7 protein-coding genes and 1 pseudogene are annotated in these 9,189 nt (G+C 73.7%); 6 read left to right on the top strand and 2 right to left on the bottom strand.

The features are described from left to right. Together ABD323_RS05510 and ABD323_RS05505 are read left to right on the top strand one after the other, a co-directional pair. The coding region (locus tag ABD323_RS05510; protein WP_344439821.1) for a lanthionine synthetase LanC family protein at positions 1 to 877 on the top strand (877 nt) is incomplete at its 5' end. 131 nt (positions 878 to 1,008) lie between these two features. Continuing rightward, the gene (locus ABD323_RS05505) at positions 1,009 to 2,274 is read left to right on the top strand and encodes a GNAT family N-acetyltransferase (RefSeq protein WP_344439817.1); all 1,266 of its coding nucleotides are present in this window, start codon (positions 1,009 to 1,011) and stop codon (positions 2,272 to 2,274) included. A gap of 57 nt (positions 2,275 to 2,331) precedes the next feature. Here ABD323_RS05505 and ABD323_RS05500 read toward each other — a convergent pair whose 3' ends face one another. After that, positions 2,332 to 3,567 carry a glycosyltransferase gene (locus tag ABD323_RS05500; RefSeq protein ID WP_344439815.1) on the bottom strand — a complete coding sequence of 412 codons (1,236 nt, stop codon included), beginning with the start codon at positions 3,565 to 3,567 and terminating at the stop codon, positions 2,332 to 2,334. Positions 3,568 to 3,814: 247 nt separating this feature from the next. Between ABD323_RS05500 and ABD323_RS05495 the strand changes: the two genes are divergently transcribed. Next, entirely contained in the window at positions 3,815 to 4,678 is an 864-nt protein-coding gene (locus ABD323_RS05495) for a carboxymuconolactone decarboxylase family protein (RefSeq protein ID WP_344439813.1), read from the top strand. Positions 4,679 to 4,947: 269 nt separating this feature from the next. After that, entirely contained in the window at positions 4,948 to 6,309 is a 1,362-nt protein-coding gene (locus ABD323_RS05490; protein ID WP_344439811.1) for an erythromycin esterase family protein, read from the top strand. 54 nt (positions 6,310 to 6,363) lie between these two features. Here the strand turns inward: ABD323_RS05490 and ABD323_RS05485 are convergent, their stop codons facing one another. After that, positions 6,364 to 7,653, bottom strand: coding sequence for an FAD-dependent monooxygenase (locus ABD323_RS05485; RefSeq protein WP_344439808.1), 1,290 nt, complete (start codon positions 7,651 to 7,653; stop codon positions 6,364 to 6,366). 248 nt (positions 7,654 to 7,901) lie between these two features. On the opposite strand from ABD323_RS05485, the pseudogene ABD323_RS05480 reads away from it, so the two are divergent. Continuing rightward, a pseudogene (locus ABD323_RS05480) lies at positions 7,902 to 8,279 on the top strand (ADP-ribosylglycohydrolase family protein); the annotation flags it as partial. A 306-nt stretch (positions 8,280 to 8,585) separates the two neighbouring features. Further along, positions 8,586 to 9,104: an RICIN domain-containing protein gene (locus ABD323_RS05475; RefSeq protein WP_344439806.1), complete on the top strand. Its 519-nt coding sequence runs from the start codon at positions 8,586 to 8,588 to the stop codon at positions 9,102 to 9,104. Positions 9,105 to 9,189: the final 85 nt, after the last annotated feature.

The following is a 9,189-nucleotide window of genomic DNA, read 5'->3' as shown; positions in this document are numbered from 1 at the left end:
CCCGCCCCCGGCCCCCCCCCCCCCCCGGCCCCGGCGCCCGCCGCCCGCCCCCCCCCCCCCCCCGGCGCCCCCCGGCTGGGCCCTGCGCCCGGCCGAGCCGTTCGACGAGCGCCGGACGGACCAGATCTCCGGCGCGGCCGGGATCGGCACCGGCCGGCTGCTGCTGGCCGACCGCGCCCGGGCGGCCGGTCACGACGCGCTGGCACAGCGGCATCTCGCGGTGGCCCTCGCCTGCGCCCGCGACCTGCTGACGGACCGTCCCGAGGAGTCCGCGGAGGCACCGATCGCCGGCACCGCGGGCCTGGCCGTGGGCTTCGCGCACGGTCGCGCCGGTCTCGCGCACTTCCTGCTCGCCCTGCCGGACGCCGAGGCCGCGGCCGGCGCCCGCGGCCTGGTCGAGGCCCTCGCCGCCGACACCCCGCGCCTGATCGCCGAGGCCGGCCGCCCCGCAGCCACCCGCCGCTACGGCTCCTGGTGCCGCGGCCTGGCCGGCATCGGCACGGTGCTGGTGCAGGCCGGGCGGCACTACGGCGAGGAGGCACTGGTCACGCTGGCCGACCGGACGGCGCAGGCCTGTCGCGCGATGGCCCCGCGGATGGGCCTGGTGGTCCAGTGCTGCGGCCTGGCGGGCGTGGGGGAGTTGCTGGTGGACCTGGCCGTGGCGACCGGGGACGAGCGGCACTGGCACGCCGCCGAGGAGATCGCCGGGCTGATCCTGACCCGCAGCGGAGGCCCGGTGGGCGCCCCGCTGCTGCCCGGCGGCAACCTGGTCGCCGAGTCCGCGGGCTGGGCGATCGGCACCCCCGGCGTGCTCTCCTTCCTGCGGCGCCTGCACCGGCGCGGTGGGCCACGGCCGGCGATGCTCTTCCAGGGCTGAGCCGGCACGGTCGCCCGTCGCCGCCGTGACCTGCGGAAATTCGCTTGACCTGGCCGCGGGTGAGCGATCCACTGGGCGGGACACCACGAGCCGTGGTGCCGCACCCCGGGGGGAAGGCAGCAGCCGCAGCGATGGAGATCCGGCCCACCACCGACCAGGACCTCGACCTCTTCGTCGACACCGTCCACGCCGCGTTCGGACGCTTTCCGGAGACCCCGACCGACGGCGGCGGGGTCTTCTGGGCGGCGTACGAGATGGACCGCGGCCTGCTCGCCGTGACGCCGGACGGGCGGCCCGTCGGCACCGCCGGCGCGTACTCCTTCGAGCTCACCCTGCCCGGTGGCACCCTCGCCCCGGTCTCCGGGGTGACCGCCGTCGGCGTGCTGCCCTCGCACCGACGCCAGGGCGTGCTCAGCGCGATGATGCGGCACCAGCTCGGCGAGCTACGGGCCCGGGGGGAGTTCCTCTCCGTCCTGCTGGCCTCCGAGGCGGTGATCTACCGCAGGTTCGGTTACGGACCGGCGACCTACACGCGCCGCCTGACGGTGCCGCGCCACAAGGCCGCCCTCGCCGCCCCGCGGGCGGGCGCTGCGGCCGCCTCGGCACGGACCGAATCGGTGGCGACCGGCTCGGCGGCCGCTGCCGGCGCCGGCTCGGTCGAGCTGCTGCGGCGTGCCGAGTGCGGCGAGGTCCTGGAGGCGGTCTACGACCGGTACCGCCGCGCCCAGCCCGGCGCGCTGTCGCGACCGCACCGCTGGTGGGCCCTGCGCGCGGGGCAGCCCCCGATCTCCGCGGCGCCGCGCTACGTCGCCGTCCACCGGGACGCCGACGGCGTCCCGGACGGTTACGCCAGCTACTCGATCGGCGGCAGCGAGAACGAGACCCTGACGGTCGACGAGACCATCGCCACCGAGGACGCCGTCGCCACGGCCCTGGCCCGGTTCGTCCTGGGGCACGACCTGGTCACCCAGATCGTCTTCAAGCACTTCGCGCCCGACCACCCGCTGCGCTGGCAGCTCGCCGACTTCAACGCCGGGCAGCTCGGCGGCGACACCGACTGGCTCTGGGTGCGGCTGCTGGACGTCCCGCGCGCGCTGACCGCGCGCGGCTGGTTCACCGACGGCGAGCTCGTCCTCGACGTCGACGACCCGTTCCTCGGCGAGCACGGCCGCTACCTGCTGACCGTTCGGGACGGCCGGGCCGCGTGCGTCCCGACGGACCGGGAGCCCGACCTGTCCCTGGACGTGAGCGACCTGGGCTCGGTCTACCTCGGCGGCACCGCCCCGAGCACGCTCATACGCGCCGGACACGTCCGGGCCCACCACCCGGGGGCGGCCGCCCTGGCCGATGCCCTGTTCCGCGCCGAGCGCGCGCCGCACTGCCTGCACTGGTTCTGACCGCGACGTGGGCCGCATCCGACCCGACGCCGGCGAAGCGTCCGGGTGAGGCCGCCGTCAGGGCGCGGCCGGCCGTGAGCGGGCGGCCAGCAGGCGGTGCACGGCGACGCCGGCCCCGTCCGTGCGGACCCCGGCGGCGACGATCCGGGCCCGGGCGGCGACGGCCGGGTGCAGCGCGGTCCGCAGCGCCGCGGTCAGCGAGTCGACGGTCGGCTCGACGGGCGGATGCGCGCTGCCGATCCCGAGCGACTGGACCCGTCCGGCCCAGTAGTGCTGGTCGTAGGCCTGCGGGAGGACGACCTGCGGTGCGCCGGCCCGGCCCGCCGCCGTGGTGGTGCCCGCCCCGCCGTGGTGCACGACGGCGGCGACCCGCGGGAAGAGCGCCTGCTGGTTGACCTCGCCGATGGACAGGCAGTCCGGCTCGCCGTCCACCAGCGACAGCTCGGCCCACCCGCGGGAGACGACGACGCGCCGGCCCAGCGCCCGGACCGCGGCGATCGCGGTGCGGGCCAGGTCGTGCGGCGCGCGCGAGCTGCCGAAGCCGACGTAGACGGGGGGCTCGCCACCCGCCAGGAAGGCCGTCAGCTCGGGTGACAGCGGCCGTCGGTCCGGCAGGATCCAGGCGCCGGTCTGCACGACGTCCGGGTCCGCGGGCTCGGGCCACGGGCCGAGAACCGGGTCGGCGGCCAGCCAGGGCCGGTCGGTGAAGACGTGGCCGCGCACGTCGGTGACCGGCTCCAGTCCGGCCGCGGCCCGATGTGCGTTGAGCGCGGCGCCGAAGGTGTCGTCCCAGTGTCGGGCGTCCTCGGCCCAGAGCCGGCGGAAGTCGGCCGTGCCGGGCTCCGGCGACTGCCCCAACGAGGCGAGTGGAGGCGGCGCGTGGTGCCGGGAGGGCAGCGAGATCGGGCAGTAGCTCGCGTAGACGTACCCGATGCCCAGTGTCTGGGCCACCGAGCGGGCGGCGAGTTGCAGGGCGCCGCCGGCCACGATGACGTCGCAATCCCGCGCCGCCTGCGGGACGGTGGCGAACTGGGCGGCGACCGTTCCCTCCGCCAGCTGTCGCATCCGCTCCGCGCTGGGCCGGCCGTGTGCGGCCGCCGGGCCCGGCGACGCCGTCCGACGCAGCTCGGGCCCGATGGGGACGAACGGGATCGCCAGGCCCTCGATCCAGTCCCGGAAGTCAGGCGGCGCGCAGATGCGGACGTCCTGGCCCAGCGCCCTCAGCTCGGTCGCCAGCGACACGACCGGTTGGACGTCGCCCCGCGTCCCGATGGTGGAGAGCAGCACACGCATTCCGAAACTCCTCTGACGATGACGATGACGATCACTCCGGCCGCACGCCGGAGGCGGTGAAACCCGATGGGCCGTTTGCCCCGATCTGTCGGGGATGGCCGGGTTCACAGTCCACGAGTGTGAGCCATCGTGGGGGCCTTGCCGCAAGACCCCCCTGCTGCTATAGCTTGAAAGTGGCGGGGAGTTCGGGGAGTCCGGTCGCGCGTGGCTTGTCCTGGAGTGAACTCCACGTCCTACGATCCATCCCATGAACGATTCACGGAACACCGCGACGGCCCCGGCCGGCCACGACGGGCGGTTCGAGCGAGGTCTGGAGATCCTGCGGCAGGTGAGCGGGGTGCAGCAGCCCGCGGTGCTGGAGAGCCTGGCGACCATCGCCCCCGACCTGGCCCGGCTGACCGTCGAGTTCCCCTACGGTGACGTCTACGCGCGCCCCGGACTGACCCTGGCGCAGCGTCAACTGGCCACCGTCGCCGCGCTGACCGCGCTCGGCAACGCCGCTCCGCAGCTGCGCTTCCACCTCGACGGCGCGCTCAACGTCGGGTGCACCCCGGCGGAGATCGTCGAGGTCCTCATCCACACCTGCGGCTACGCAGGCTTTCCCGCCGCGCTGAACGGCATCACCGTCGCGCGCGAGGTCTTCCAGGCCCGGGCCGGTCTCGACTTCCGCCCGACCGTCACCCCCTCCGGCGAGGACCGGTTCGCCCGCGGCAGCGCCGCGCTGTCCGCCATCGACGGCCGGGCGGGCGAGCTGGTGATCGCCTCGCTGCGCGACATCGCCCCCGATCTGGCCCGCTACATCATCGAGTTCGGCTTCGGCGACATCTACGCCCGCCCCGCGCTGGACCTGCGGACCCGCGAACTGGTCACCGTCGCGATGTGCACCGCCCTCGGCACCGCGGGCCCGCAACTCCGCGTCCACCTGCACGGCCTGCTCAACACCGGCGGCACCCGGGAGGAGGCCGTGGAGGTCATCACCCAGATGGCCGTGTACGCGGGCTTCCCGGCCGCACTCAACGGCATCACCGCCGCCCGCGAGGTCTTCGCCGCCCGCGACGCCGACGGTGAGCGTGACGGCGACGGTGAGCGTGACAGCGGCGGCGACGCCTGAGGGCTTTCCCGCACCCGCAGGTCGGACCCCGGACCAGGACCCCGGACCAGGACCCCGGACCAGGATCCCGGAGCAGGACCCCGGGCCCCCGGGTGATCTCGTCCTGCGGTCGGACGAGGGGGCGCCGGGTGGGTGATGAGCTGGGGATCGACCGGGAATCCCGGCAACTTCCCCGACCCGGTGGGGAGTTTGTCGCCGTGCGCCTCTGTGCGTCGCCGAGGGGTGGACGCCGATCGGCCGGTCGCTGTGCGAGTGGAGGAGTGATCGGGATGACCGAGAAGACGACGCCGACGGTCGGGCGACGCCCGCTGCTGATGGCGGCGGCGGCCACGGTGGGGGCGCTGCTGGCCCCCACGCCGGCCTACGCGGCCCCGAGGAGCCCGAGCCCCGGGAAGCCCGACGGGCGGGACCCGGTCAGCGCCCTGGAGCGGGCGGCCCATCCGCTGCGGTCGACGGAACCGGGGGTGGACACGGCCGACCTGCGCGCTCTGGGCGCGATGATCGGCGGCGCCACGGTGGTGGGCCTGGGCGAGGCCACGCACGGGTCGCACGAGTTCTTCACCCTGAAGGAGCGGGTCTTCCGGTACCTCGTCGAGGAGAGGGGCTTCACGACCTTCGCCCTGGAGATCGGCTGGCCGTCGGGACTGCTGATCGACGACTACGTCCAGGGCGGCCGGGGGGACGCGCGCCAGGTCGTGACCGAGGCCCTGGGCGGATCGCCGTTCGGGCGCGAGGAGTTCCTGCACCTTGTGGAGTGGATGCGCGACCACAACCGGCGCCGCCCCGGCCACCGGGTCCACTTCATGGGCGACGACATCGGTGCTCCCCGGATGGGCGACGCCTTCTTCGAGCGGGTGACCGGCTACGTCGGCCGCTCGCACCCGCACCTCCTGTCGCGCTTCACCGAGCTCTACACCGGCCTGCGCCCGCTCGACGACGCCATCGCCTACCTGGGCGGACCGCTGGCGCAGCGGCAGCGGCTGGCGGCCAACGCCCAGCAGGCCCTGGACCTGCTGGCGGGCCAACGGGGCACCGGCGGCGAGGAGTTCGAGTGGACGTTGCAGCACGCCCGGTCCATCGCGCAGAGCGCCGCCTTCCTCGCCCACGACTTCGCGGATCCCCGGGGGCTGACCGCCGCCGAGCTCTACCGCGACCAGCTGATGGCGGAGAACATCCTCTGGTGGCAGCGACACACCGGTCACAAGATGCTGCTGTCGGCGCACGACGGCCACGTGGGATACGTGACCGCCGAGCCCGAGATCTACCCGAAGGTGCAGGGCGCGTTCCTGCGCGAGGCGCTCGGTGACGGGTACCTCGCCATCGGCACCACCTTCGACCAGGGCTCCTTCCTGTCGCAGGACCAGAGCCTCGACGGTCCGTGGAAGAAGTTCACGGTGGACGCGGCCGCTGCCGGCAGCAACGAGTACACCCTCGACCGGGTCCGCCACCGCGACTACTTCCTCGACACCCGCAGCGCCCCGGCCGCGGCCCGCGCCTGGCTGGCGACGGCCCGTCCCACCCGCCAGGTCGGCACCCAATTCCCCTGCCCCCTGGACGACGTCGCGATCGGCCCGTCCTACGACGTCCTCATCCACCTCCACCGGGTACGCGAGGCCGACCTGCTGCGGTGAACCCGGCTGGCCGCGCCGGGCCGGGCGCCGCCACGTCCCGGCCCGGCGCGCGGTTCACCGGCCCGAGCCGGAGCCGGAGCCGGAGCCCGAGCGGGCGGGGAGCGCCTCCATCAGCTTGGGGCCCAGCCACTTGCGGAGACTGCGCACCGGCCCGAACTCCTCGGTGGCCTGGTGGAGCCGGTAGTACAGGAGCGGGGGAAGGTGCGGCATGAGCGGGGAGTGCCGCTGGCCCAGCAGGGTGAAGAACTGGGGCGGCGTCAGGCGCAGGTAGCGCGGCAGGCTCTCGTACCACTGGGCGCTGTAGCGCGCCGCGCTCTGGACGGGAGCCAGGGCGGACTTGCGCTCCCGCTCGTACGAGGCGAGCGCCTGCGGGAGGTGGCGGTGACGACCCAGCGCGTCGGCCAGCGCGGCCGCGTCCTCGAGGGCCAGCGTGGTGCCGGCGCCGATGGAGTAGTGCGTGGTGTGCGCGGCGTCCCCGACCAGGACGATGTTGTCGTGGTGCCAGGTCGCGTTGGTCAGGGTCCGGAAGTTGAGCCACGAGGCGCCACCACCGGCGCCGCCGCCCCCGCCCCCACTACCCGCGCGGGCTTCGGAGCCGGCGCCGGCACGGTCGTCGGGTGTCCGGGTGTGCAGGGCGTGGCCTTCGAGCGGCTCGGCGAAGATCCGCGCGAGGAGCTCCAGCGTCCGGTCCTCGTCGGCCCGGTCGAGGCCGAGCCCGATCCAGGTCTCCGGTGAGCACTCGACGATGCAGGTGCTGAGCTCGTCGCTGAAGCCGTACGCGTAGAACCAGATCCAGCCGGCGGGCGTCTCGTGGAAGGCGAAGGTGAACGAGCCGAAGACCTTGCTCGTACCCAACCAGATGTACTTGTTCCGCTCCTCGGTGACCGCCGTCCCGAATTCACCCGGACGAAGCTGACGCAGTCTGCTGTTGACGCCGTCGCAGGCCACCACCAGGTCCGCCTGCGGTACCTGGTCGAGTTCTCTCACCTCGTGGTCGAACCGCACGTCGACGCCGAGTTCGGTCGCCCGCTCCGCCAGGATGTCGAGCAGACGACGGCGGCCGATGCTGAAGCCCTCGTCGCCCCGGTGGACCGTCCGCTGCCGGCCGATGTGGGCGACCCCGTCCGTCCAGCGCACCGAGTGCTCGCTGATGGCACGGGCGGTCTGGGGATCGTGGCGGTGGAGTCGCTCCAGCAGGTCACCCCAGTACGTCACGCCCCACCCGTAGGTGGAGCCGGCGGGATTGCGCTCGAAGACGGTGATGTCGTGGTCCGGGTCGTGACTCTTCATCACGATCGAGAAGTAGAGCCCGGCGGGGCCTCCGCCAACGCAGGCGATCCTCATCGCTCCTCTTTCGTCGTCGTGGGTCGTCGCTTTCGCTGTTCTGTTCACTGTTTGTCATTCGGTATGAGAACTCGCCGAAGTGTGAGCAGAATTGAGCGATCCGCACGCGAAAGCCCCGACTTTAGCAGGATGAATCCCCAGTGCCGGCGATATGACCGTCGGTCCCGACTTTCCGATCGCCCTGGCACGCAGGGGCCTCGAAAAATGGTCGAAGAAGGCGCCAGTGAGCCCGATAGGCTGATGATGTGATCAAGTATCAGGTCAGAGCGGCCGGAGCCGTGATCGGATCCGCCGTGGACGATGCCCTCGGCGCCCCGTTCGAGTTCGGCCCCGCCGGTGCTTTCTCCGCCCGCTTCCCGGTGCCGCGCGCCGGCGAGGCGCCGCGGGGGGAGGCGCCGGCGCGCACCGAGATGGCCGGGGGCGGCGGCTGGGAGGCCGGCGAGGCCACCGACGACACCCAGATGGCCGTCCTGGTCGCCGACTCGCTGCTCGCCCGGGACGGCCTCGACCTGCCGGACGTCTTCGCCCGCTTCCGGCGCTGGGCGGCCAGCGAGCCCAAGGACATCGGCCTGCAGACCGAGGACGTGCTGACCAACGGCATGGCCCGACCGCTGGACGGCGCCGCTCCACGTCCCGATGCCCGGCCAGGACGGCCGCGTGCTGCGCCTGCCGGACCTGCTCGACCTGGCCGGCCGGCTCGCCGACCGGTCGGGCGAGGGCCGTCCCTGAGTCGCGGTTCCCGGTGGGGCGGTGGGCTCGCGAGGGGCTGTGAACGGCGGGTGCGCGTGGTGTTCGCGGATGTGCGCAACTGTGGACGATGGTGTTGACGTGCCCATTGCAGTCGGGCATCGTGCTTGCCGGTGCCCGGTCAAGTCAGGTGCGCCGAGCACGAGTTCGACGAAATCCGTCACGTTTCGAGCCTGGAGGCTGTCGTGAAGAAAGTGTCCGGAACCCTCGCTCTGCTCTCCTCCGCCCTGCTGCTCGCCGTCGGTTCGGCCGGCACCGCGCAGGCGGACGTGCCGCTGGACGGTTACTACAACACCATGACCAACCTCAACTCCGGCATGTGTGCCTCGGTGGGCAACAACTCGACGTCGCCGGGCGCCGGTCTGATCCAGTACCCGTGCGACAGCAAGGCCAACAAGCAGTTCCTCGCCACCGGGGCGGGCACCGACGCCTACTTCTTCCACATCCGCTCGGACGGCCAGTGCCTCAGCCCGTCGGGCCCCGGCGAGCACACCCAGGTGGTGCAGCTGTCGTGTTCCAACACCGACGCGCAGGTGTGGATCACCACCTCGCTCGGCAACGACAGCTACCAGCTCAAGAACCGGGCCACCGGCTTCTGCCTGACCGCGGCCTGGGGGATGACCAACAGCGGCCAGCCGCTGGACCAGTCGACCTGCGGCGCCTTCCAGGGCCAGGCGTGGCGCTTCACCGCCGTGCGCAGCTGACGCCCCGCTGAGCCGCCGTCCCAGCCCGGGGCGCCCCCCCCCCCCCCCGGGGGGGGGGGGGGGGGGGGCCGCGGGGCACGGGGTA

The sequence above is a fragment of the Kitasatospora nipponensis genome (assembly GCF_039528135.1).
GTDB lineage: Bacteria > Actinomycetota > Actinomycetes > Streptomycetales > Streptomycetaceae > Kitasatospora > Kitasatospora nipponensis.
The sequence above is the reverse complement of the archived record's forward strand: the minus strand, read 5'-3'. Positions and strand labels throughout refer to the sequence as shown.

Coding starts and splice junctions, on each gene's coding strand:
- ABD323_RS05495 (WP_344439813.1), top strand. CDS start 3,815: ATGAACGATTCACGGAACACCGCGACGGCCCCGGCCGGCCACGACGGG.
- ABD323_RS05490 (WP_344439811.1), top strand. CDS start 4,948: ATGACCGAGAAGACGACGCCGACGGTCGGGCGACGCCCGCTGCTGATG.
- ABD323_RS05500 (WP_344439815.1), bottom strand. CDS start 3,567: ATGCGTGTGCTGCTCTCCACCATCGGGACGCGGGGCGACGTCCAACCG.
- ABD323_RS05485 (WP_344439808.1), bottom strand. CDS start 7,653: ATGAGGATCGCCTGCGTTGGCGGAGGCCCCGCCGGGCTCTACTTCTCG.
- ABD323_RS05505 (WP_344439817.1), top strand. CDS start 1,009: ATGGAGATCCGGCCCACCACCGACCAGGACCTCGACCTCTTCGTCGAC.